General features: G+C 57.7%; 22 protein-coding genes and 1 tRNA gene. 10 read left to right on the top strand and 13 right to left on the bottom strand.

Annotation, left to right across the window (positions count from 1 at the left end):
* Positions 1 to 21: 21 nt before the first annotated feature.
* Entirely contained in the window at positions 22 to 1,236 is a 1,215-nt protein-coding gene (locus tag HKD40_RS11040) for an EAL domain-containing protein (RefSeq protein WP_169195821.1), read from the bottom strand.
* 178 nt (positions 1,237 to 1,414) lie between these two features.
* Here HKD40_RS11040 and HKD40_RS11035 point away from each other — a divergent pair, with 178 nt between their 5' ends.
* On the top strand, positions 1,415 to 2,848 hold the full coding sequence (locus HKD40_RS11035; protein ID WP_248306023.1) for a sigma-54 dependent transcriptional regulator: 1,434 nt from the start codon (positions 1,415 to 1,417) through the stop codon (positions 2,846 to 2,848).
* A gap of 84 nt (positions 2,849 to 2,932) precedes the next feature.
* Here HKD40_RS11035 and HKD40_RS11030 read toward each other — a convergent pair whose 3' ends face one another.
* From HKD40_RS11030 to HKD40_RS11015, 4 genes are all read right to left on the bottom strand, one after another.
* Positions 2,933 to 3,334, bottom strand: a complete 402-nt coding sequence (locus tag HKD40_RS11030; protein WP_169195820.1) for a hypothetical protein — start codon at positions 3,332 to 3,334, stop codon at positions 2,933 to 2,935.
* A gap of 4 nt (positions 3,335 to 3,338) precedes the next feature.
* Complete coding sequence (locus tag HKD40_RS11025; protein ID WP_169195819.1) at positions 3,339 to 4,304, bottom strand: DMT family transporter; 966 nt, start codon at positions 4,302 to 4,304, stop codon at positions 3,339 to 3,341.
* A 20-nt stretch (positions 4,305 to 4,324) separates the two neighbouring features.
* Positions 4,325 to 4,516: a hypothetical protein gene (locus HKD40_RS11020; RefSeq protein ID WP_169195818.1), complete on the bottom strand. Its 192-nt coding sequence runs from the start codon at positions 4,514 to 4,516 to the stop codon at positions 4,325 to 4,327.
* 105 nt (positions 4,517 to 4,621) lie between these two features.
* A complete protein-coding gene (locus tag HKD40_RS11015) occupies positions 4,622 to 4,981 on the bottom strand; it encodes a DUF427 domain-containing protein (protein ID WP_169195817.1) in 360 nt (119 codons plus the stop codon).
* A 186-nt stretch (positions 4,982 to 5,167) separates the two neighbouring features.
* Between HKD40_RS11015 and groES the strand changes: the two genes are divergently transcribed.
* From groES to HKD40_RS11000, 3 genes are all read left to right on the top strand, one after another.
* Positions 5,168 to 5,458, top strand: coding sequence for a co-chaperone GroES (groES, locus tag HKD40_RS11010; RefSeq protein ID WP_169195816.1), 291 nt, complete (start codon positions 5,168 to 5,170; stop codon positions 5,456 to 5,458).
* Between the two features lie 58 nt (positions 5,459 to 5,516).
* Positions 5,517 to 7,157: a chaperonin GroEL gene (gene groL / locus HKD40_RS11005; protein WP_169195815.1), complete on the top strand. Its 1,641-nt coding sequence runs from the start codon at positions 5,517 to 5,519 to the stop codon at positions 7,155 to 7,157.
* Positions 7,158 to 7,364: 207 nt separating this feature from the next.
* Entirely contained in the window at positions 7,365 to 7,598 is a 234-nt protein-coding gene (locus HKD40_RS11000; RefSeq protein ID WP_169195814.1) for a BrnA antitoxin family protein, read from the top strand.
* Here the strand turns inward: HKD40_RS11000 and HKD40_RS10995 are convergent.
* Complete coding sequence (locus HKD40_RS10995; protein ID WP_169195813.1) at positions 7,595 to 8,344, bottom strand: TSUP family transporter; 750 nt, start codon at positions 8,342 to 8,344, stop codon at positions 7,595 to 7,597. The two genes, HKD40_RS11000 and HKD40_RS10995, sit on opposite strands and share 4 nt — an antisense overlap.
* A gap of 66 nt (positions 8,345 to 8,410) precedes the next feature.
* Between HKD40_RS10995 and HKD40_RS10990 the strand changes: the two genes are divergently transcribed.
* Positions 8,411 to 9,358 (top strand): glycosyltransferase, encoded by a 948-nt coding sequence (locus HKD40_RS10990; protein ID WP_169195812.1) that lies wholly within the window; start codon positions 8,411 to 8,413, stop codon positions 9,356 to 9,358.
* Positions 9,355 to 9,750, top strand: coding sequence for a GtrA family protein (locus HKD40_RS10985; protein ID WP_169195811.1), 396 nt, complete (start codon positions 9,355 to 9,357; stop codon positions 9,748 to 9,750). Before HKD40_RS10990 ends, HKD40_RS10985 begins: the two co-directional genes overlap by 4 nt.
* On the opposite strand, the gene HKD40_RS10980 is transcribed toward HKD40_RS10985, so the two are convergent.
* The 5 genes from HKD40_RS10980 to HKD40_RS10960 form a co-directional block, all read right to left on the bottom strand.
* The gene (locus HKD40_RS10980; protein WP_169195810.1) at positions 9,747 to 9,911 is read right to left on the bottom strand and encodes a hypothetical protein; all 165 of its coding nucleotides are present in this window, start codon (positions 9,909 to 9,911) and stop codon (positions 9,747 to 9,749) included. The genes HKD40_RS10985 and HKD40_RS10980 overlap by 4 nt on opposite strands.
* 2 nt (positions 9,912 to 9,913) lie before the next feature.
* On the bottom strand, positions 9,914 to 10,606 hold the full coding sequence (gene hisG, locus HKD40_RS10975; RefSeq protein WP_169195809.1) for an ATP phosphoribosyltransferase: 693 nt from the start codon (positions 10,604 to 10,606) through the stop codon (positions 9,914 to 9,916).
* Entirely contained in the window at positions 10,603 to 11,667 is a 1,065-nt protein-coding gene (locus HKD40_RS10970; RefSeq protein WP_169195808.1) for an ATP phosphoribosyltransferase regulatory subunit, read from the bottom strand. Before HKD40_RS10970 ends, hisG begins: the two co-directional genes overlap by 4 nt.
* Before the next feature lie 112 nt (positions 11,668 to 11,779).
* Positions 11,780 to 13,276 carry a histidine--tRNA ligase gene (hisS, locus tag HKD40_RS10965; RefSeq protein WP_169195807.1) on the bottom strand — a complete coding sequence of 499 codons (1,497 nt, stop codon included), beginning with the start codon at positions 13,274 to 13,276 and terminating at the stop codon, positions 11,780 to 11,782.
* Between the two features lie 167 nt (positions 13,277 to 13,443).
* Positions 13,444 to 13,707 (bottom strand): hypothetical protein, encoded by a 264-nt coding sequence (locus HKD40_RS10960; protein ID WP_169195806.1) that lies wholly within the window; start codon positions 13,705 to 13,707, stop codon positions 13,444 to 13,446.
* A 501-nt stretch (positions 13,708 to 14,208) separates the two neighbouring features.
* Here HKD40_RS10960 and HKD40_RS10955 point away from each other — a divergent pair.
* Both HKD40_RS10955 and rpsU read left to right on the top strand, forming a co-directional pair.
* The gene (locus tag HKD40_RS10955) at positions 14,209 to 16,071 is read left to right on the top strand and encodes a pilus assembly protein (RefSeq protein WP_169195805.1); all 1,863 of its coding nucleotides are present in this window, start codon (positions 14,209 to 14,211) and stop codon (positions 16,069 to 16,071) included.
* A gap of 134 nt (positions 16,072 to 16,205) precedes the next feature.
* The gene (gene rpsU, locus HKD40_RS10950) at positions 16,206 to 16,463 is read left to right on the top strand and encodes a 30S ribosomal protein S21 (RefSeq protein WP_169195804.1); all 258 of its coding nucleotides are present in this window, start codon (positions 16,206 to 16,208) and stop codon (positions 16,461 to 16,463) included.
* Between the two features lie 75 nt (positions 16,464 to 16,538).
* On the opposite strand, the gene HKD40_RS10945 is transcribed toward rpsU, so the two are convergent.
* Both HKD40_RS10945 and HKD40_RS10940 read right to left on the bottom strand, forming a co-directional pair.
* Positions 16,539 to 16,790 (bottom strand): hypothetical protein, encoded by a 252-nt coding sequence (locus HKD40_RS10945; RefSeq protein WP_169195803.1) that lies wholly within the window; start codon positions 16,788 to 16,790, stop codon positions 16,539 to 16,541.
* A gap of 371 nt (positions 16,791 to 17,161) precedes the next feature.
* A tRNA-His gene (locus HKD40_RS10940) sits at positions 17,162 to 17,238 on the bottom strand.
* 476 nt (positions 17,239 to 17,714) lie between these two features.
* On the opposite strand from HKD40_RS10940, the gene HKD40_RS17900 reads away from it, so the two are divergent.
* Positions 17,715 to 20,411 (top strand): PAS domain-containing sensor histidine kinase, encoded by a 2,697-nt coding sequence (locus HKD40_RS17900; protein WP_248306022.1) that lies wholly within the window; start codon positions 17,715 to 17,717, stop codon positions 20,409 to 20,411.
* A 132-nt stretch (positions 20,412 to 20,543) separates the two neighbouring features.
* The gene (locus HKD40_RS10930; protein WP_210257090.1) at positions 20,544 to 22,019 is read left to right on the top strand and encodes an ABC transporter substrate-binding protein; all 1,476 of its coding nucleotides are present in this window, start codon (positions 20,544 to 20,546) and stop codon (positions 22,017 to 22,019) included.
* Positions 22,020 to 22,064 lie beyond the last annotated feature (45 nt).

Below are 22,064 nucleotides of genomic sequence, written 5' to 3'. Positions count from 1 at the left end.
CAAGCAAAAACTCGGAGAAGATCACACGGCTCGGCTGGCACGTCCTGCCGACAGAGTGAGATCGGAGCGAATTGGCCCAGCCTTGGCCAGATGATCGCCCTGCACCAAGACAATATCATTGTCCAAGAGTTCGACGATCTGACGCTCGTTCACCACCCCTGTTGCCACCAGCATGATCTCGTGACGGGCCAGATAAGCCGCGACGTCGTTGAGGTGGAAATCGGTGTAGGTCTGTGGGTTCTCGATGAACTGGGAGGCATCGATGCGCACGGAGCTCACCCCCATGTCGGCCATGGCCGCCACATCAACGCGTAGGGAGCGCAGGTTGGCGACACTATAGGTCACGCCCTTGCGGGCAAACGCCGCCACAAAGCCACGTTCGCGGGCATCGAGATCGAACCAATCCGCCTCTGTGAAGAGGAAGGTGATCGCCTCGGCCACTTCGCGGTGACCTTCGAGGGTTACAAGCAATTGCTCGGCTGAGGTGTCATCGAGCGAAGCACGGGACAGTGGGACGTTGATTTTGGCGAGAGGACCGCCATTGCGCGAACGGCGTGCAATGGTGAGGGCTTCGACAAGGCCAGCATACTCAACCTGACGCAGGACATCGTCACCCTTGCGACGCGGCATGAAATCAGCAGGAACCGCGATCGCATCCTTTTCCATCACCAAGCGCGGAGTGAGGTCAAACAGAGCAGCGCGGCGCTGCGGCAAACGCAGAACTGGCTGGATGTGATGAACCAAACGGTTCTCCTTGAGCGCCGTGCGCACGAGGTCCGCAGGAATGATCGGTTCAGATTCTTTGATCGCGGGAGCGGGCGGCGGGGTGCCGATGGTGTCGTAAGCGGGCATGGGCTGCGCCTTGGCGACGCGCTCTTCCATGTCGGAAACAGCCTCGGCGACCTGACGGATGACGGTCCCTAAAACTGATATATCAGCCTCGACGGTATCGAGGCGCTGACCGGGGTTTAAATCGGTCAAGGTATTGATTCGCTGCCCCAGTACGGCACCAGCTTGCGCGTCGGTCGACAGCAGGCGCGACAATTCTTGAATAGCGCGCTCAAGGCGGCGTTCGGTGCGGACGCGAAGGGAGCGCTCAACAGCAAGCAGGCAGACGCAAGCGAAGACAATCGCAGCGATAATGGCATTGGCCGGTGTGAAGGTCAGAGCGAAATATGCCAGACCGCCGACGCAGGCCGAGGCGAGTGCGATAAAAATATAAATCAGTGCTTGCACGAGTGCCCCGTTAACCTTCGGTCGCCGCTGTTAGGATTCGACAACAGAGTCTTAACATCCCATCAGCGACGGCAAAAGCACGACGCTATGCCACACCAACGGAATCTTTACCCTAATCAGGAACAATCAGCGGCAACAAAAACGATCCGGCTGCGGACGAAAACGGGTTTCGAGCGTAATGACAAGCATGACCACGGGTTGCGACCACGCACTGTGCGGCCGGCTTTTGCTGATCGACCGCGACGCGGAAGGCGCAAGTCGCTTAGGGAGCGCGTTGAGAACCGCCCTATTGGTGAGCCCCAAAGTCAGCGTGGTCGATTGCGGGAAAGCAGCCAACGACCTGCTTCGCCAAATGTCGTTCGACATTATCCTCGCCGATCTTGCGAGCCTTACAGACCTTACAGCTAGTGCCGAGGACGCCATGGCGCGCCTTGTCCGCCTTGCAGAAGGGGCCTTGATCGTTGCGCTTGCCGACAGCGGTTCGGTGAGCGGGGCACTAGCCGCCATGCGTGCCGGCGCTCACGATTATGTTTCCAAACCGACTAATGGGGAAACTCTGGCGGCGCGCATTGGCGAATTGGCCCAGCGTCATGGTCGCCCCAAGGCGCTTGGCATGGAAACCAGCGTCGAGAGCGGGGTCGCCGACTACGGTGGATTTGTCGGCGTCTCAAGCGCCATGCAGTATCTTTACGAGCAGATCGGGCGCGTGGCGACGTCGTCAGCACCCGTGTTCATCACGGGCGAAAGCGGCACCGGCAAAGACGTCTGCGCCGAGGCGCTGCACCAGAAAGGGCCGCGGAGCGGCAAGCCGATTGTGGCGATCAACTGCGCCGCTATTCCGCGCGATTTGATGGAGAGCGAGCTTTTCGGCGTCGTTCGGGGTGCCTTTACGGGGGCGCATGAAGATCGCAAGGGGGCAGCAGAACTCGCCGATGGCGGCACGCTGTTCCTCGACGAAATCGGCGAAATGGACCTTTCGCTCCAAGCCAAGCTTTTGCGCTTCCTGCAGACCGGCGTGATTTCGCGTGTTGGCGAAACGGCCACACGTAAGGTCGATGTGCGCGTGGTTTGCGCCACCAATCGCAATCCGATGCAGATGATTGCCGAGCGCAAGTTCCGCGAAGATCTCTTCTATCGCCTCCACGTTCTGCCTATCCATTTGCCGCCCCTGCGTCAGCGCCCGAGCGACATCATGGTTTTGGCTCGGCATTTCCTCGCGCGTTATGCGCGGGAAGAGAACAAGGTTTTTGGTGGTTTCACCCTCGATGCCGCCCAGCAACTGGCCGGTGGAGACTGGCCGGGCAATGTGCGCCAGCTTCAAAACATGATCCGCCGGATCGTGGTGATGTTCGATGGTGGCGACATTACCGGACGAATGCTCGCGACAGCCGATATTGAAGCGCGCGCGGTATCACCGTCTGCAGTGGAATCGCCGCGCGCCGATGGTCGCCGCACGGTGCAGCCCATGTGGCAGCAAGAGCAGCGCATTATCGAAGACGCAGTGGCCATATTTGGCGGCAATATCTCGCTAGCGGCAGCAGCACTCGAGATCAGCCCGTCAACGATCTACCGCAAGCGTCAGAACTGGGCGGAAATGGCAGCTGCGGGCTAACGCCCCTGCCCTTTCGCGATCACCACAAAACAAAAGGCCCCCGACAAAATCGGGGGCCTTTGTTATTTCGAATGTTGGTTTGGCTTAGAGGCCGAACGCGACGACCGATACGAGGCCGAGTACAACAGCAGACAGTGGAGCCATGACGGTGCGCTCTGCCTTGCTCTTGGAATTGAGCTGGGTCAGCATGAAGTAAAGAACAACTGCTGCAAAACCCCACATCGCCACAACTAGGCCTGTGTCAGGAACATAGGTGCTGTGGATCTCTTCGCTGAAAACACCAACGGTGGTGAGTGCGGCGTAGCTCACAGCTGCCGCGACAACGATGGCGATGAGGCTGAGAATACGCTGACCACCTTCGAGGCGCTTGTTCTGGCCGCCGAATACGTACTGGCCAAGTGGTGCGCCGAGGATGAGTGCGAGCTGGAAGAGGGAGAAAACGGCCAGGATGACCGTGAGGGTAACTGCTGAAGGTGCGCTGTGCATTTTCTTAAGGAGTACTAGCTTCTTTCGCGCGACGCCGGTCGAGGCCGAGCCAACGTTCGCGCAGGATTACGGCAATGCCGGAGGCGACGATGATGATCGCACCGATGATCATGGTGATCGTCGGTACATCTGAAAAGAGTAGATAACCGATAATAATCGTCAGGAGGAGTGAGACATATTCGAACGGTGCAATAACCGACATGTCTGCGTAACGGTAGCAGGATGTCAGGAGGAGCTGCCCTAACCCACCAAAAAATCCTGCACCAATCAGAAGTGCCGCCAACTCAGGCGTTGGCATGACCCAGCCAAAGGGCAAGGTGACGAGGCTCAGGACGCTCGCGCTGACAAAGAAATAGGTCACGATGGTTTCAGTGCGCTCGGTTTGAACGAGTTTTCGCACCTGCAACATGGCAAAAGCGGAAAGAATAGCCGCCCCCAAGGCCGCTAACGCGCCGATTGTCTCTGCAGAATCAGCGCCGGACTGGCCGCTGAAGATGGTCAGGCGTGGCCACAGAATGATCACCACCCCAACGAGACCGATAATCACCGTCGTCCAGCGGAAGGTATAGACGCGCTCGTGCAGCAGAATGGCTGAGAGGATGACAATAACCAGCGGGGAGGCATAGCCGATAGCGGTAGCCTCTGGCAGGGGCAGCCGGGTCAGCGCGAAAAAGCCAAGCGCCATCGAACACACGCCGATGAGCCCGCGCAACACATGCCCAAAGGGGCGCGATGTTTTGAAAGCAGTGGAGAGCCGGCCCCGCAGCGCAAGAAACGCGAGGACCGGCACGAGTGCGAAAAAGCTACGGAAGAACACCATTTCCCCGGCGGGGATGGTGTCAGCGGCTTTCAACATGGTCGCCATGACCACGAAGCAGCATACGGACAGGATTTTAAGGAAAATGCCTCGGAGAGGTCCGGCCACGCCGCCTAGTTCGGCGGTGCTGGAATTTCGAGGCGAGAGATCCACATTATCTCCTGTCGGCGGGCTTACTTGCCAGCCGCTTCCAGCTTTTCCTTAGCAATACGGGCAGTTGCGAAAGCCTTGTGCTCAGGACCGACGGCAGAGCCAGTCTTGAGGGCCTTGCCTTCCGCATCCTGGACTTCCCAGTGCCAGTTGGTGTTTGCGCCAACGCCGCCGACGCGGCGCAGTTTGATCTGAAGTGTCGATTGTTCGCTCATATGCGTCTTATGGCCTTGAATGATTGGAAGGGAAAGAGGGGGAGTTGGGCATTTCCATGATCTGGTGCCACGAAATGCGGATTTGCCTGTGCCAGTAGCCGTATCCTAGCCCCCTGTCACCTGAATAGAGATGCGATCGCCGCCAAAGGTGATCAAATCGCGCAGCTCAGCGTAATCACCCTCGGCATAGGGGTAGTACCAGGCTAAATCGTCGCCATCGGCGGTGAGGGTCTTTATATTGTAGTAATGCGCTTCACCGAGCCCATCCTCCTGCCGCTTGGTATCAGACGCCTCCAAGATCGAGGGGTGAACATCCTCAATGGGGAAGTAGTAGCGCGTCTCACGCCCGGGCTGTTCGAGCTTTAGCGCTTTGGAAGTGCTCGCGATTTCGTCGCCGTCAAAAAAGATATGAACGCGAATTGAGACGGGGCTTATGGTCCGGCCCGGTGTGTTGAGTGTGGACATGGGGCTATCCTTATTTTCCACGTTTGTCATGACGCTCTAACGCACGAGAAAAAACTTAGGTTCACGTCCCTTGACTCCACTTGGAGGGCGTTCCTATATCCAGTGCAGCACTGTTAGCACTCAGATGTATCGAGTGCTAACAGTGCGCAAAATTGCATTCAGAAATGATGCCAAGAGGATATTACCATGGGCTTTCGTCCCCTGCATGACCGCGTAGTCGTCCGTCGCGTTGACAGTGAAGAAAAGACCAAGGGCGGGATCATCATTCCAGATACCGCCAAGGAAAAGCCGTCTGAAGGTATCGTCGTTGCTGTGGGCCCAGGTGCTCGCGACGACGCTGGCAAGACCGTTGCCCTCGACGTAAAGGCAGGCGATCGCGTGCTTTTCGGCAAGTGGAGCGGCACCGAAGTTAAGGTCGACGGCGAAGACCTGATCATCATGAAGGAAAGCGACATCATGGGCGTGATCGAGGCTTAATTGCCTCTCCGCTTTTGACTGTCTCTCCCATTAATTAGAATTCTTAAGGAGCCACACCATGGCCGCTAAAGAAGTAAAGTTCTCCGCCGAAGCTCGCGAAAAGATGCTCCGTGGCGTCAACATTCTCGCCAACGCTGTTAAGGTCACTCTCGGTCCAAAGGGCCGTAACGTTGTGATCGAAAAGTCCTTCGGCGCTCCACGCATCACCAAGGACGGTGTGTCGGTTGCTAAGGAAATCGAACTTGAAGACAAGTTCGAAAACCTCGGCGCACAGCTGCTGCGTTCGGTCGCTTCCAAGACCAATGACGTTGCTGGCGACGGCACCACCACTGCAACCGTTCTCGGCCAGGCAATTGTTGTCGAAGGCGTGAAGGCTGTTGCTGCTGGCTTCAACCCAATGGATCTCAAGCGCGGTATCGACATGGCAGTTGCCGAAGTCGTCGCTTCGCTCAAGGCATCGTCCAAGAAGATCACTTCCTCTTCGGAAGTTGCTCAGGTCGGCACCATCTCGGCTAACGGTGAATCGTCCATCGGCGACATGATCGCTGAAGCGATGCAGAAGGTTGGTAACGAAGGCGTTATCACCGTCGAAGAAGCCAAGACCGCTGAAACCGAACTTGATGTCGTTGAAGGCATGCAGTTCGACCGTGGGTACCTCTCGCCATACTTCGTGACCAACGCAGAAAAGATGACTGCGGTTCTCGAAGATCCAGTGATCCTCCTGCACGAAAAGAAGCTCTCGAACCTGCAGGCTATCCTGCCGATCCTCGAAAGCGTTGTTCAGTCCCAGCGTCCACTGCTTATCATTGCAGAAGACATCGAAGGCGAAGCACTCGCGACCCTCGTTGTGAATCGTCTGCGTGGCGGCCTCAAGGTTGCAGCTGTTAAGGCTCCAGGCTTCGGCGATCGTCGTAAGGCAATGCTCGAAGACATCGCGATCCTGACCGGCGGTCAGGTCATCTCGGAAGACCTCGGCATCAAGCTCGAAAACGTGACCATCGACATGCTCGGCACTGCCAAGCGCGTTGAAATCACCAAGGAAAACACCACCATCGTTGATGGTGCTGGTACCCAGGAAGACATCCAGGGTCGCGTTGGCCAGATCAAGGCGCAGATCGAAGAAACCACTTCGGACTACGACCGTGAAAAGCTGCAGGAACGTCTTGCTAAGCTTGCTGGTGGCGTTGCTGTCATCCGCGTTGGCGGCTCGACCGAAGTTGAAGTTAAGGAACGCAAGGACCGCGTTGACGACGCTCTGAACGCAACCCGCGCTGCGGTTGAAGAAGGCATCGTACCAGGCGGCGGCGTTGCTCTGCTGCGCGCTTCGAACTCGATCACCGTTAAGGGTGCGAACGCTGACCAGGAAGCTGGTATCGCTATCGTTCGTCGCGCTCTTCAGGCTCCAGTTCGCACCATTGCGAACAATGCTGGCGCTGAAGGTTCGGTCGTTGTTGCTCGTATCCTCGAAAACAACGCAGTATCGTTCGGCTACAACGCTGCGACCGACGAATACGGCGATCTGGTTGCCCTCGGCGTTATCGACCCAGTTAAGGTCGTTCGCACCGCGCTTCAGGACGCAGCTTCGGTTGCATCGCTCCTGATCACCACCGAGGCTATCATCGTTGAAGCCCCTAAGGCTGACGCTCCGGCAATGCCAGGCGGCGGCGGCATGGGCGGCATGGGCGGCATGGACTTCTAGTAGTCCAAACGCCCATCACTTTGGGTGTTCGGGCCGGCAAGCCGGCCCGAAATGGCGGCATGGACTTCTAGTAGTCCACACGCTCAGACCAACCGGTCTAAAGCGAAACGGGAAAGGCGTCGTGGAAACACGGCGCCTTTTCTTTTGAGTGATTGAGACGGGACGACCTAGCGCGTGTAGAATGCGCTCACACAAGGACCCATACATATGCGACCACCAAGACGCGCCAGCGCCCTCGATACGGCTGAAGCGGCCTTCAAGGCGGCGACCAGCAAGCCAAGCACAGAGGCTCCTGCAGCGCGTGTCCACGCGCCACCCGAAGGCAAAGAGCTGGTGAGCCTAAAGCTCGACCGGGCTGTGTTGGAACATTTTCAGGATGACGGCCCCGGCTGGCAGGACCGTATCAACGCTGCGCTGCGTTCGGCTGCTGGCCTCGATTAAGGCCAGAACAGCAGTTTGACGGCCATCGCAATCGAGACGACGACGACCAAGGGGCGGATCAGCGTTGCGCCGAACTTAATGCCGGTGCGCGCGCCAACATAGCCGCCGATGATCTGGCCAAGGGCCATAGCAATGGCGAACGGCCAGACAACATGGCCCTGCGGGATGAAGATCACGAGCGCTGCCAGGTTGGACGTGCAGTTGAGGATTTTGGTGTGGCCTGTGGCGCGGGTAAGTCCGAGGCCGAACAGGACCACAAAGCCAATCGAGAAGAACGAACCTGTACCGGGACCAAAAATCCCATCGTAAAAGCCGATCAGGAAACCCATGACCGGGATGAAGATGTGCTCGGGCAGGCGCGCGACACGATCGGCATCGGAGAGTTTTGGCGCGAATAAGAAGTAAAGCGCAATGGCGATGAGCGCCACTGGTACGGCGACGGTGAGGAAGGTTACGTCGATCGAGGCGACAGTGAAAGCGCCCAGCATTGAGCCCAAAAACGTCAGCACCACCGCAGGCAGCAGCTTCTTGATGTCGACAAAGCCGCGACGCCAATAGGTGAGGCCCGCCATGCCAGTGCCGATAATGGACTGCATTTTATTGGTCGCCAGCGCAGCTACAGGCGAAATGCCGGTCGCCATAATGGCAGGCAGCGCAATCATCCCCCCGCCCCCGGCAATCGCATCGACAAAACCTGCCAACATGCCCACACCCATTAGGGCAAGAAGAAGCAAGGGATCGAGCATAGGATCGTTACACTTTTTTTGATGATGTGCCGGTAAGATGGCCACGTTTCCGGGGGGAGATTACGCGTGACCAAGCTTTATCGGGGCAACCATGTAGCGGTTATCCTGCCATGTTACAACGAGGCTAACATCATCGCCGACGTGGTAGCGGCATTTCGCGCTGCCTTACCGGAAGCCAGCATCTACGTTTTCGACAATGCCTCGACCGATCACACGGCCGAGATCGCTGCGGCAGCGGGTGCCATCGTCCGGCATGTGCCCTATCGTGGAAAAGGCAATGTTGTGCGCAGGCAGTTTGCCGATGTCGATGCGGACGTTTATGTCATGGCTGATGGCGATGGCACATATGACGCCAGCCAGAGCCAATTCATGGTCGACCAACTCCTCGACCAGGGGTTAGACCTCGTTGTTGGTACACGCCAGCCCATTGGCGATGGGCAGGAATATCGTCCGGGTCACGTCCTTGGAAATCGGCTGCTGACTGGCACAGTGGCCCGCATTTTCGGGAGTGGGTTTACCGATATGCTCTCGGGCTATCGCGTCCTCTCGCGCCGGTTCGTCAAATCTTTCCCGGCGCTCTCCCAGGGCTTTGAAATCGAGACAGAGCTGACCATTCACGCGCTTGAGCTCCGCGCGCCCTATAGCGAAGTGCCGACCGCCTATGGCAGCCGCATCGAGGGTTCGACGAGCAAGCTCAGCACATATCGCGATGGGCTGCGAATTCTGGAAATGATCGTTCGTCTTTATGCCCGAGAACGACCGCGACAGCTTTATCTTTGCACCGGGGCGATCATCGCTATCATCTCAATGCTGCTGGCCGTGCCCATCATCATTGAGTATCTCGACACCGGCCTTGTGCCCCGGTTCCCCACCGCAATCCTGGCTGGATTTGGCGTCTTATGTGGGGTTGTTTTGGGCGCGACCGCGGTGATCCTAGACAGCGTAGTCACCGGTCGACGAGAAACCAAGAGACTGCGATACCTTGAAATGCGTGCACCGCAGGCCCTACAATGAGTGCGGTTCGGCGGCTCGTGCCCTTCGCCTTCGCTGGCGGATTGGCCTTTGTAGTGGATGCTGGGGTGTTGGTTTTAACAGCGCCCTACATCGGACCGTTCTGGGGAAGAGCGCTGTCTTTCCTCGCCGGTGTTGGCACCACATGGGTGATCAACCGCAATGTCACATTTAAAGATCGCAGGACTGGGGTCAGCAAGGGCGAAGAGTTTTTGCGCTATCTGACGGCTATGTTGCCGGGCGCTGGGATGAACTGGCTCGCCTATGGCATAGTCGCCAGTATTGTTCCCCATACCAGCCTCGGCCTAACGCTTGCTGTCGCTGCGGGCAGTATTGCCGGACTCGGCGTCAACTTCCTTGCCGCCGATAAGCTGATCTATAAAAAATCGCGTTAAGGCTGAGGCTCGCTTGGCGCTTCAGCAGGTGCAACATCAGCGGATGGCGCTTCAGGCGCCACCACCGGGGCTTTTTTCCGATCTTTTTGCGGGTACCAACCCGAATAAAGAATGGCGCTGACACCGATCAAAACGACGAGCAAAATCAGCGCCAGTTCCATGATTAGTTCCCGAGCTTGTTGAGAAGGTCGCTCAAAATCGCCTTGCGTTCCACATCCCAAGGGGCGGTCTTCGAGACGATGAGATTGGCTTCACTCTTGAGCATGACCCCGTCTTCCAGAACACGCAAGCCATTGGCGACAAGCGTCGAGCCGGTCGAGGTGATGTCCACGACGATGTCCGCGACGCCCGCTGCGGGAGCCGCTTCGGTGGCGCCGAGGCTTTCGACGATACGGTATTCCGCAATACCCGCGCGCTCAAAATGCTGGCGCGTGATGGTGATGTACTTGGTGGCAATCCGCATCCAGCGCTTGTGGCGCGAACGAAAGTCGGAGGCGACGTCAGCCAGATCGTGGAAATGGGTCACGTCGATCCAGGATTCCGGGACAGCGACAACAACGTCGGCATGCCCAAATTCCAGATCGCGCACGAATTCAACCGATGCGGGACCGGCTTCGCTGGTTTCGTGGATCAGATCGCGCCCGGTCACACCGAGGTCGATATTGCCACGGATCAGCTCGCGCGCAATTTCGGAGGCCGGATAGAAGCGCACGGTGATCTCCGGCATGCCCTCAATGGCGCCAAGATAGGAGCGTGCACCTCCCGGACGGGTGATTGTCAAACCGCGATGGGCAAACCATTCGCGGGTCAGTTCTTCGAGACGGCCCTTGGAGGGAACGGCAAGAGTAAGGGTCATTTTGGCCACTCCGCTTCAAGACGGTCGACCCACAAGGCACAGCCCGATGCTGCGATTGGGGCGGTCGCGCCGAGGCGTTCGAGGAGGCGATCGTATTGGCCGCCGGAGGCAAGGACTGTATCGCCCTGCCCGCGCATCTCAAAAACAATGCCGGTGTAATAATCGAGGCGCGGCGAGAAGCTAGCGTCAAAGGTGACACGTGCTTCGCCCAAACCATCGAGATGACGGCGGATCGCACGGACAGGCGCGCCAAGGAAAAGCTTATGCTTTTCGCCCAAGGCTTCGATCTCGCGCAGCGCGGTCAGCACGTCGCCCTTGATCGCGAGATAGGTACGCAGCAAGGCAATTGTTGCGGCAGGTACATGTTCCGCATCAAGCGTTTGCTGGGCCAGATAGCGATCAGCAATTTCTTCTGGCGTACGGCCTTCGGTGAGGCTGAGACCAGCCGAAACCATGCGCGCAGTGACGTCTTCAATCAGGGCATCGCGTTCCACCACAGCGCTGCTGGCGCTGTCGCCGCTCTGTTCGAGGCGAGAGAGCAAACGCTCCATTGCTTCTTGGTGGCCGAAACGGTGACGAATGCGGCTACGCCAAGCAGCCGGCATATCGGCCTGCGCGAGCAACGCCTCAAATAGACCAACACCACCAAGGCGCACTTCGGGGCTGACGCCATAAAGGCGCAATGCCGCGCGGGCAAAGGTGAGCACCTGATCGAGCGCGATATCGCCGTCGGGCTGAGCAAGGAGTTCAACACCGGCCTGCTCAAATTCGGCGGGGCCGGTTTCGCGCTGGCGGAAGATCGGGCCGAGATAGGAGAAGGCTGCCGGTTCGCGGGTGCCATTGGCGATATAGTCGGCAACGATGGGCAGGGTAAAATCGGGGCGCAGGCAATATTCTGCGCCAGTCACGTCGGTGGTGAGCAGCAGACGGCGACCGAACTCTTCGCCTGCAAGATCGAAATATGGGTCTGCCTTCAAGAGCAGGGGCGGGGTAGCGCGATAGCCACCCTGCGCTTCAACCAGCGCTTCGAGTTGGGAACGACGATAGGCGGCGTTTGTCATTGGAGACCGCTCACGAGCTGAAGAAGAAAGTTAGCCCCCCTCACCCGGCGCAGCGCGCCGACCTCTCCCCGCAGGGGAGAGGACAGAAGGCGTTCGTTGGCGGCTCCGAGCATCATTGTTCGCTCAAGAGCTTCTGGATAGCAGAGACGAGGTCTTCACGCTTGATTTCGAACTGGCCCGGGCGGGCAGCCTTCCATTCAGCGTTGTCCGTGATGCCTTCTGCGGCTTGCTTGCCAGCAACCAGATCCTTGATCTGCAAAATGCCCTGTTCGCGTTCCATCGAGCCTTCGATGATCACGGCCGGGGCGTTGCGCTTGTCGGCATAGGCGACCTGCTTGCCAAAGTTCTTGGTGTTGCCCAGGAACATTTCAGCGCGAATGCCAGCGTTGCGCAGCTCGGCGACCATGGCCTGATAGCCAGCCATCTGGTCCTTATCCATGACCAGGACGACAACTGGGCCAGCAGGCTCGGTCGTGGCAAGATTGCCCGTGAGTTTGAGCGCATTGGCAAGGCGCGAGACGCCGATGGAGAAGCCTGTCGCCGGAACCGGCTCACGACGGAAGCGCGAGACCAGACCATCGTAACGACCACCGCCGCCGACAGAACCAAAGACCACGTCCTGGCCCTTCTCGTTCTGCACCTTGAAGGTCAGTTCAACCTCAAAGACAGCGCCGGTGTAATATTCAAGTCCACGCACGACCGATGGGTCGAGAATGACACGACCGCCAAAGCCAGCGGCGTTAACGAGGCCGAAGATCGACGCCAGTTCCTGAACGCCAGCCAAGCCCGCTTCCGAGCCACCGATCAGACCTGCGAGGGTGTTGATGGTGGAGATAACATGCTCGTTGGAGCCCTTTTCAACGCCGTCAGCAGGAATACCGCTGTCGATATAGCCCATGATGGGATCGATCTGCTCAGCAGACAGGCCCGCGCCCTTGGTGAAGTCACCCGACTCGTCCTTACGGCCCGCGCCGAGGAGGAGTTTGACGCCCTCAGGGCCGAACTTATCGAGCTTATCGATAGCGCGCAAAACGGTGAGCTTTTGCTCGTCCGTGGTAACGCCTGCTGTGGCCAGCACGCCGTCGAGAACCTTACGGTTATTGACGCGCACAATGTACTGGCCCTGAAGGCCCAGCGCATCCATGACGTCAGCCATCATCATGCACATTTCGGCGTCCGCTTCCGGACCACCGGCGCCAACAGTGTCGGCGTCAAACTGCATGAACTGACGGAAACGACCCGGACCGGGCTTTTCATTGCGGAATACATAACCCTGACGGTAGGACCGATAGGGCTTTGGCAGGGTTTCAAAATTCTCGGCGAAATAGCGAGCGAGCGGTGCCGTGAGATCGTAGCGCAGGCTCATCCACTGTTCGTCGTCGTCCTGCAGCGAGAACACGCCCGCGTTTGGACGGTCGGTGTCGGGCAAAAACTTGCCGAGCGTATCGGTGTATTCAAACAGCGGGGTTTCGACCGGGTCAAAACCATAGCGTTCGTACACGGCCTTGATCTTGCCGATCATGGCGCCAACGGCAGCGATATCGCCGGGAGTACGATCTTCGAAACCACGTGGGAGACGTGGCGTGATGAGCTTGGTCTTTTCGGACATGCTTTTAAAACCTGCGGAAAGTCGGCTTGTTCCTAGACGATAGGCCGGGGGGAGACAACAGGGGAGGACAATTGGCACTTGGAGAAAATGATCCAAATGCCCTCCCCGACTCTGATTGGTGTTTGGTGTGAGCGTTAGGCGGCCGGTGGTCCGACCGCCTTATGATCTCAAACCGAGCCCCTATTGGGGGGATGCAGGCGGTAGGCGTGCAGGTCTACGCCCAACCATTGAGAGCTCAAGTGGTCTTCCGGCGACAGACCCACGTCTGCACGCAGGTAATGTGGGACCTCAGGATAGTTTTGCTTCTGCTCAGCCCAAGCACTGATCGCGGCAACTAAAACCGCAATCAGGCCGCGCTGGCGCACTGCATCAGCGATTGAGAATTCCAGCTTCATGATGATTGGAGGCTGGGAGACGGAGGCAATAGACATAGTGATCTTCCGAAGCGTTTTACGCTTCGGCCCTCATTGGATTGAATGAAGCGCTGGAGACCAAAGGGGCGCAAAGCGACCCGGTTTCAGCGCGCAAGAGATGTGAAAGTTGAAATATCCGCGGTCAGCATGTGACCTAGGCGACTGGCGAGATTAGACGAGCCAGCTGCGATGGAGACCAAACGAGAAATGGCGATGGAACATTACAGTCATGTTGCGCCTCCTCAGTTTGGCGTTACGGATGACGAATGGATAAGTCACGATCCGGTGTAAGGCAATCCATCTCGACACGATCTACTCAGATCATCGCCACGTGTTGCTTTGATACAACGCCAGACGATTTGCTTTACCGCAGAGTAACCAGTTCGTTTGACCTAAAATTTTCGTTTCAGATCGATACTGTAGCCAACACATGAGGTCATAGGCTGGTTGGCGTTACAGCGCGAAAGCGCGCGCAAACCGACCTTTTCTTTGGTGACAAAGATCAGGAGACGTAGGGTTATGCTGCAATTTTGCCGACTGCTACAGCGCTTTCGCCGCGATGACAGCGGCGTCTTTGCAGTTGTATTTGGCATTATGGCAGTTGTCTTGGTGGCCATGGGCGGCGCAGTCGTGGACTACGTGACCCTTGAGCAAGCCCGAACCCGCTCGCAAACGGCACTCGACGCGGCCACACTGGCCCTCCAGCCGTCGATCAACGATCCAGCCGAAACCGACGAGACTATCCGCGCAAAGGCCGAGGCACTGGTGCTGGAGCGGCTCGGTACCCAAGGTATCCAAAAAGCCAAGATAGATACCGTGGTGGTCAACCGCGACAAGGGCGAGCTGATGCTCTCTGGCAGCTTTGCCGTCGAAACCATTTTCGTCAAACTTGTCGGCGTTGACCTGCTCTACGCGACAATAACCTCGCAAGCCACCAAAGGCATCGCCAATGTCGAAGTGTCGATCGCGCTGGATGTCACCGGCTCAATGAGCATCACGCTCCCTTCAGGCGCAACGCGCCTAAAGACTTTGAAAGACGCAACTCACTCGCTCGTCGACACAATCTTGGCGCTCAATAGAACCGGAAACTATGCCAAGGTGGCGCTAGTACCTTATGCGCAGTCGGTCAATGTTGCCCCCTATGAAGAGGCTATCAGAGGCCCGATACGTCCGCGGCGGGACATTCAAACCATTTCATGGACAGCGACCGGCTACCAAGCCATCACGAATATTTCGACCGCCAATCCTGCAGTGTTCACCTCATCCCGGCACGGGCTCAGGGTGAATGATTATGTCTATGTGCGCGACACCGGCGTCAGCAAATTCGATACGCAAAGACTCCGCGTCTCGAGCGTTTCGACAGACACTTTCACCTTGGACGTTAGCGGAGGTATCAACTCTGTTGTTGCCAACAAGGGAAGCTTTGCCAAATGCCGCCGCTCGGACTGCATGGCTGTGTTCACCTCGCCGGGGCATGGCTACGCCGAGGGCGAAGAGATATGGGTCCAAGACGTCGCTGGACTGACCAGCTACAACAACCGAAAACACATCATCAGCGCTGTAACCGCCAATAGTTTCGTCATTACGGGCACTGCCCCCAATCGAAACCAAACCCATCAAGCCAACACCGGGCGCTTTTGGTGTCGTTGGCAGACCGAGAGTGTCGGCTGCGTCGAATTCGAATTTACCGACATCGGGTACACTCGACGCGTGCAGCAAATCAGCACTTGCGCCACTGAGCGGGCCCGAAACGCCGCTACAGATAACCCGCCTAGCACGACATTTATGGGCCGCAACTATCCCTATATCGATCCAGACCCAGACTATAGCAACGTGTGTAGCTCGAGCAAGATCGTGCCATTGACCACGAGCAAGGCAACGCTCACCTCAGCGATAAACGGCCTGACAGCAGGTGGATCAACCTCTGGGAGCACAGGCATATTGTGGAGCTGGAATATGCTCGCACCAAGTTTTGGTTACGTCTGGCCAACGAGCGCACCTGCCCCCTATCATCAACGACACCTGATGAAGGCCGCCATCATCATGACCGATGGTGAATTCAACACGGTTCACTGCAATGGTGTCGTTTCAGGGATCAGCAGCACCGGCGGCAGCGGGAATGCCGAAAGAATCAATTGCGCGTCCCCCAACGGCGGCCCTTACAAGCAAGCCAGTGACTACTGTACGGCAATGAAAAACAACACGGGCATACAGGTCTACACAGTCGGCTTTGGAATCACCAAAGGATCACCAGCAGCGATCGCACTTGAAAACTGCGCGTCGAGCCTGGCAAACCATTTCCTCGCTGACAATGCCGCATCGTTGAACGACGCATTCGATCAAATCGCCCGCCAAATCACCGCTTTGAGGCTTACACGGTGATTTGAGTGCACGAGAAGTGTGATTCTTGTGCTGACTCCATTTGGTCATTTCGAGAAATGCTGATAAGGCGTCTTCCCAGAAGCACCAAGCTCACTGCCTGCTCGTCAGGCAACACACCACGTTAGGATAGATTTTTGCAGGTACAGGTTCGCGACAACAATGTCGATCAAGCCCTCCGCGTTCTGAAGAAGCGTCTTCAGCGTGAAGGCATTTTCCGTGAAATGAAGCTCCGCAACTATTTCGAGAAGCCTTCTGAGAAGCGCGTTCGCGAAAAGGGTGAAGCTGTTCGCCGCGCTCGCAAGAATGCTCGCAAGCAGGCAATCCGTGAAGGTCTGATTGCAGCACCAAAGCGCCCAGTGCGCGCAGGCGCTCCAGGCCGTACGGCTAACTAAAAAAATAGCCCGCCCTGTCCGCATCAGCTGACAGGGCAGGCTCTATTCCGAAGCGATTCGGTTTAAACGTGGTCTTTACAGGCCGCGTATTTTTTTGCCTGCAATCAGCAGATCCTGATGCATTTTGGCAATCTGAGCCGGACCGAAGCTCTGGCCATCCACTTTGAGCAAAGCACCACGCAGGTGCACAGGCGCGGCCTGCTCCATAGCGAAGCGCACCGCATTGCCGGAATTGCGGAAGTGACGCGGGCCTTGTGCCTTCGCCGCTGCAAGATCAGACCCCAGGAACAATTGACCGGGGGTATTCAAAATATTGGTTTTCATCATCTTCATCATCATGTCGTACGGCCAACAAAGCCGGCGTGGACGCGCTATGAGCGCCGTCCGCAGCTAAGTGTCGGCAGGATAGGGAAAGTGTGCGCTGCGGGCCCCAATGGCCGCGATAACCACGCAAAGCCTCAAAAGCTTGGCTTACGAACCGAACTATAAGAGGGGTGAAAGAGTTGCAGACCACTCGCGAAGGCCGAATTGCCGGAGAGTGGAACCTGACAGGTAGAAATGTAACCAGTCGATACAACACGACGGTTACGTAGGAATGATCGAGCGATTGTTCAAGAGATAGTCGGGAAACAATCGATCAGCGAAGCCGTATAACACGTTTCGCGCGCCCACCATACATCATTGTTATGATTTGGGGGTGGTACCACCTCTCGGGATCGAACCGAGGACCTCTAGATCCACAATCTAGCGCTCTAACCAACTGAGCTAAGGCGGCACACCGTCTGGGGAAGTGCTAAGCATTTCCCTCAACTTGGGCGGAACATACGGTCAGATTTTGCATCTGACAAGCACCGATTTTTAGCTGTGGACAGCGTGTCGCAATGTGCCCGGTTTCCGGCCCTCGTGACCAATAATTAGGGATCGGCACTTAACCATGCGGATAGAACAAAGATGTGATCTTGCGTGTCTGACTGGATTCGTTGTGGTGAGCACGTTATTGAAGTTTCATTAAGTATGCCCAAATCTTGTCCCGAAATGAGACAAGGGTTTAGGCGCTAAGGGATCGGACCGATACGGCCCATGAACGATAGCTGGACGACATTGCCGAATGCGGATCGCGTGCTTGCGCATGCTTCGGATTCGCGACCGTCATGGCTATGGTCTGGTGATGGGCAAACGCTGTTGTGGCACAACGCTGCCGCCGAGCTGTTTTTGGCGAAAGTGAAAAAAAGCGGTCTAAAGCGTACCCCCTTGGCCAAACCCATTAAGGGTCAGGTTCAGCGCACAATCCGACTGGGGTCACTAGGCCGTACGAGCTTGGCGCGCATTCAGTTTCTAGCGGGCGAAAAGCCAACCTCTTCGACATGCGCGACCACGCCTCTCGCTTGGGAAAACGACGAGAGCGTGCTGCTGATCGTTGCGGTCGACCCGATTTCTGAAGAGATTTTTGAGGCAGCGGGCGTTCTTCAGTTCGCTCAAGCTGCTGCCGAAGCCGAGCAACACGCCGTAGAAACCGCGCAGACAGCTGAGGCTCCTGAGGCTCCTGAGGCTCCTGAGGCTCCTGAGGCTCCTGAGGCTCCTGAGGCTCCTGAGGCTCCTGAGGCTGAAACACGCGCGGACGAGCCGCAAGCGCTTTCGAGCGACGCTCCACCCGCTATAGACCCTGATGGGCTAGAGGCAGAAGACGCGTCGCTAGAACACCCCCTGCCGCCCATTGAGGCGGACCACACTTATTTGCGTGAGTTGGAAAGCTGGCAGGAAACCGACGCTGAAGCGGTTTATGAACCCGCGCCGCGCCCTGACCTCGATCCAAGCATTGATGAGCCTGCGCACTGGCAAGAGGCGCTGGATGCCGATTCCGCGCCGGTGCAAGTCACAGCGCCAGCTCAGCAGGCAACAAAGGTCGCACGTCGTCTCAGCGATCTCGTGGCCAAACTGTCCGAGGGCGATACGCTTTTCGCCCCGCTTACAGAGCGCGACGACACGCCTCCAGCGGTAACGCAACCCGCAGCAGTTACGGACACTCCCGCCACCATCCTCCAACTCGTCCCCGAAGACGAAGCTGTCGAGGCTGTCGAGGCTGTCGAGGCTGTCGAGGCTGTCGAGGCTGTCGAGGCTGTCGAGGCTGTCGAGGCTGTCGAGGCTGTCGAGGCTGTCGAGGCTGTCGAGGCTGTCGAGGCTGTCGAGGCTGTCGAGCAACCGCCTGAGTCGCCAAAACTGTTCAAGATCGTTGGTCGAGGGTTTGTCGCGAGCCACAAGCCGCCTACGCCTTCGGAACCAACGCGCTTTGTGCTCAACAGCGACGGTAGCGAGCCTATCGAGAAGACTCGGAACGAGGCAGACCACGAGCCCCTTGCGGAGCCTGTGCCGGACCTTGAAACCGTCGAGCGCGTCTCGCGCTACAATTTCGATGAACTCTCGCGCATTCTCAATGATCGCGTCGGTGGCTTGCCATCGCAGGAGAATAAAGCCCGCCAGCCCAATGTGCCTCAGGTTGCGGGCTCGGGCGCGCTGATCAATCTCGGCGGCGAGACACTGGTTCTGAACCGTTTGCCACTGGGCATTCTCGTGTTCCGCGACCAGCAAATCCTGTTTGCGAACCGCGCCATTACCGCAATGGTGGCCTATGAGAGTGTCGACGCTCTGCGTCAGGCTGGGCTCGGCGCTCTTTTCCCTTCGTTTGGAGGCGAAGACCAGCAGGCTGGCCCGATCAATCACCTCGTACAGCGCGACGGCACTCTGGTGCCGGTCACCGCGCGCCTACAGTCTATCTCTTGGCAAGGCCGCCCCGCGCTTATGCTGTCTGCCAGCACGTCCGAAGTGCGCACCAGCCACGAGGATGCGGTGCGAGACTTTGCGCGCAGCTACGCTGATTTGCGCCAGGACGGCTATATCGAGGCGAACCGCTCCGGCGTGATCAGCGATGCCAATGATACGGCCACGCAAACGCTGGGTGGTGGCAAAGCGATTCTGGGCCGTCTGCTCTCCAGCATTGTGGCCGATGAGGACGCCCCAGCCCTCCGCCGCTTCATGGAGCGCCCTGCCCGTTTTGCTGAATCAGCACGTCCATGCCTTGCCCTGCGTATGCGCGATGGCAAAGCCGACCTCCTACTGTTCGCGCTTGGACAGGCAGGCATAATTTCGGGCTATTTTGGATTTGTGCGGAAGCGCGAAACCATGCCCGTCCGCACCAATTCTAGCGATGTAGATCCCGCTCTTCTGGGCCGTATCAGCCGTGGCGTTCGCCGTCCGCTCAACACCATCATCGGTTTTTCCGACATCATGCGCACCAAGAGCTTTGGTGAACTGGATGATGATCGTTATGCCGGTTTTGCCGACGATATCGCGCGAGCCGGACAAGAAATTGCGGCGCTCGTGGATGAGCTCGATGACTATTCGCGCTTGCGTGACGGGCGCTACATGCCGCAACGCGCGACGCTTGATCTAACGAGCCTTCTTGAAAGCTGCGTGATCCGCATTCGCGAACAAGCCAGCACCGCGCGAGTCATCGTGCGCAACGCGATCTCTGAACAACTCCCCCGCGTCACCGCCGATAGAGCATCGCTGGCGCAGGCCGTGCTGAACCTTCTCGCCAGTGCAATCGACCAGACGCCCAAGGGCGGCGCAGTGGTGATTTCGGCGCATCGTCTGGACGATGGGGCTATCGCCATTCAGGTGCGCGACAGCTCAGCCCGAACCGTTGATCTGACAGAACGGTTCGTGGTGTTCCGCGATGGTCTGGATCGCAATGGCAAGAGCCTTGCACCCGTCCGCTCCAGCGTTGGCCTAGCGCTGACCCGCTCGCTTTTGGCGGTCAACACAGTGACACTGACCGTTGATCCGGCAGGCAGCGATGGCATGTTGTTCAGCCTGCGCATCCCTTCTGACCTGATCGACGATCGACCACTCGTCATCGACAGCGAAACGCCATTCTCTCCGCAAGCTTAAGCCGAGTGCATAGCGCCTTTGCGGCGCCCACATAGGCGAAAAGTTTGACAGACAGGGGCGATGCGTGCGCAAAGCGTTTTGCCTATACATATCTCTGCCGAGACGTGGACAGTTCGGCCTCAGGAGACACCCATGACGATGACCAAATCCCTAGCGCTGGCCACCGCCGGCCTGATCTTGGCCACCACCGCCGCTTTGGCGCAACCGAGCGAGCTCAAGCTCGGCGTCGTATTGGAGCCACCAGCGCTCGACCCGACCGCAGGCGCGGCTGAAGCCATCGACATCGTTGTGTTCCAGAACGTGTTTGAGGCGCTTGTGCGCATCGAACAGGATGGATCTGTGTCCCCCGGTCTGGCCAAGAGCTGGGCCGTCTCTGAGGACGGCAAAGCTTATACCTTCGTGCTCAATGAAGGCGTGACCTTCCATGACGGCACGAGCTTTGACGCTGAAGACGTAAAGTTCACCTTTGATCGGATCTTGGCTGACGACAGCGTCAACGCACAGAAGGCGCTGTATCAGGTTATCGACAGCGTCAACGTGATTGATCCGCTCACTGTCGAGTTCAAACTCAAGCGTCAGGATGGCCTGTTTCTCTTCAACATTGGTCGTGGCGACGCTGTGATCGTTGCGCCAGAAAGCGCCGAAAACAACGCGAACGAGCCGATTGGGACCGGGCCGCTGCATTTCGTGCAGTGGGATCGCGGCAGCCGCGTGGTTCTGGAAGCCAATGGCGCCTATTGGGGCATGCCCTTGGCGCTCACCAAGGTGACCTATCGCTTTATCGGCGATACCGCGACCATGACCAATGCGCTCCTGGCAGGCGACATCGACGGCACCAATAATTTTGGTGCGGAGGCGCTGGCTATTTTCGAGAACAATCCGCAGTTCAAGATTGTTACCGGCACGACGGAAGGCGAGACCATTCTCTCGACCAACAACCAGCGTGAACCGTTCACCCATCTCAAGGTCCGTCAGGCGATGGCCCATGCGATCAATCGTGACGAGCTGGTGGCCGCGACCTATGGTTATGGCACGCCGATTGGCACCCATTTCGCGCCACACCACGCCGACTATCTCGACCTGACCGCGACCTATCCCTATGATTTGGAAAAGGCCAAGGCACTGCTCGCAGAAGCTGGCTTCCCCGATGGCTTCTCGGCAACGCTGAAGCTGCCACCGCCAGCTTATGCACGCACCTCCGGCCAGATCATCGCCAGCGAATTTGCCCAGATCGGCATCAAACTCGAGCTGATCAATATGGAATGGGCGCCTTGGCTGGAGGATGTGTTTGGCAACAAGGATTTCGACCTGACCATCATCAGCCATGTCGAGCCGTTCGATATTGGCATCTATGCCGACCCGAACTACTATTTCGGCTATGATAACCCGGAAGTTCAGGCCCTCAACGAGACGCTGAATGGCACAATCGATCCCTCCGAACGCAAGCGTCTTGTGCAAGAGATCCAAACCATCATCGCCAAGGACGCCGTCAACGGTTACCTCTTCCAGCTGCCACAGACCGGCGTTTGGAACGCCAAGCTCGACGGCATGTGGCAAAACTCGCCGATTGAAGGCGTGGTGTTGCGCGACATTCACTGGACGGAATAAGCGACTGCTACAGGTCAGCCACAATTTTTCGATTTACGGCCTTCC

The organism is Devosia sp. MC1541 (assembly GCF_012847305.1).
In the GTDB taxonomy this organism is placed as follows: Bacteria; Pseudomonadota; Alphaproteobacteria; order Rhizobiales; family Devosiaceae; genus Devosia.
The sequence above is the reverse complement of the archived record's forward strand: the minus strand, read 5'-3'. Positions and strand labels throughout refer to the sequence as shown.

Bases quoted from the DNA above. Each gene is read 5' to 3' on its own strand.
- HKD40_RS11035 (WP_248306023.1), top strand. From the start codon at position 1,415: ATGACAAGCATGACCACGGGTTGCGACCACGCACTGTGCGGCCGGCTT.
- groES (WP_169195816.1), top strand. From the start codon at position 5,168: ATGGGCTTTCGTCCCCTGCATGACCGCGTAGTCGTCCGTCGCGTTGAC.
- HKD40_RS10980 (WP_169195810.1), bottom strand. From the start codon at position 9,911: ATGGAACTGGCGCTGATTTTGCTCGTCGTTTTGATCGGTGTCAGCGCC.
- HKD40_RS10995 (WP_169195813.1), bottom strand. From the start codon at position 8,344: ATGCTCGATCCCTTGCTTCTTCTTGCCCTAATGGGTGTGGGCATGTTG.
- HKD40_RS10930 (WP_210257090.1), top strand. From the start codon at position 20,544: ATGACGATGACCAAATCCCTAGCGCTGGCCACCGCCGGCCTGATCTTG.
- HKD40_RS11030 (WP_169195820.1), bottom strand. From the start codon at position 3,334: ATGCACAGCGCACCTTCAGCAGTTACCCTCACGGTCATCCTGGCCGTT.
- groL (WP_169195815.1), top strand. From the start codon at position 5,517: ATGGCCGCTAAAGAAGTAAAGTTCTCCGCCGAAGCTCGCGAAAAGATG.
- HKD40_RS10960 (WP_169195806.1), bottom strand. From the start codon at position 13,707: ATGTCTATTGCCTCCGTCTCCCAGCCTCCAATCATCATGAAGCTGGAA.
- HKD40_RS11020 (WP_169195818.1), bottom strand. From the start codon at position 4,516: ATGAGCGAACAATCGACACTTCAGATCAAACTGCGCCGCGTCGGCGGC.
- HKD40_RS10970 (WP_169195808.1), bottom strand. From the start codon at position 11,667: ATGACAAACGCCGCCTATCGTCGTTCCCAACTCGAAGCGCTGGTTGAA.
- HKD40_RS11000 (WP_169195814.1), top strand. From the start codon at position 7,365: ATGCGACCACCAAGACGCGCCAGCGCCCTCGATACGGCTGAAGCGGCC.
- hisS (WP_169195807.1), bottom strand. From the start codon at position 13,276: ATGTCCGAAAAGACCAAGCTCATCACGCCACGTCTCCCACGTGGTTTC.
- HKD40_RS10955 (WP_169195805.1), top strand. From the start codon at position 14,209: ATGCTGCAATTTTGCCGACTGCTACAGCGCTTTCGCCGCGATGACAGC.
- HKD40_RS10985 (WP_169195811.1), top strand. From the start codon at position 9,355: ATGAGTGCGGTTCGGCGGCTCGTGCCCTTCGCCTTCGCTGGCGGATTG.
- hisG (WP_169195809.1), bottom strand. From the start codon at position 10,606: ATGACCCTTACTCTTGCCGTTCCCTCCAAGGGCCGTCTCGAAGAACTG.
- HKD40_RS11015 (WP_169195817.1), bottom strand. From the start codon at position 4,981: ATGTCCACACTCAACACACCGGGCCGGACCATAAGCCCCGTCTCAATT.
- HKD40_RS10945 (WP_169195803.1), bottom strand. From the start codon at position 16,790: ATGATGAAAACCAATATTTTGAATACCCCCGGTCAATTGTTCCTGGGG.